This is a genomic window from Granulicatella sp. WM01 (assembly GCF_004570605.1).
Lineage (GTDB): Bacteria > Bacillota > Bacilli > Lactobacillales > Aerococcaceae > WM01.
The window spans coordinates 1-218 of sequence record NZ_SPPB01000205.1 but is presented as its reverse complement, the minus strand read 5'-3'; the positions used below and the strand labels follow the sequence as shown (position 1 = coordinate 218).

Annotated in this window: 1 protein-coding gene; it reads right to left on the bottom strand. The window is 39.0% G+C overall.

Translation table 11 applies throughout. The features are described 5' to 3' along the window. A partial coding sequence (locus E4T68_RS09190; protein WP_135126103.1) for a thrombospondin type 3 repeat-containing protein occupies nt 1-218 on the bottom strand: 218 nt, incomplete at both ends.

The following is a 218-nucleotide window of genomic DNA, read 5'->3' as shown; positions in this document are numbered from 1 at the left end:
TACACTCATTCCATTTGTTGGTGTTGACTCAATTGTTGATCCCTCTTTACTTGGTGTCACAACTTTTTTATCTGTTGGCACTGGTGCTTTCTCACGTACTGTTACTGGTGTTGTTGCTACTGTTAATGTGTCTGGTGTGCTTGGTTTTGAATTTGGATCTTTTGGATCTGTTCCCTTAGCTTTTTCTTCCTCATCTGTAAATCCATCATTGTCATCAT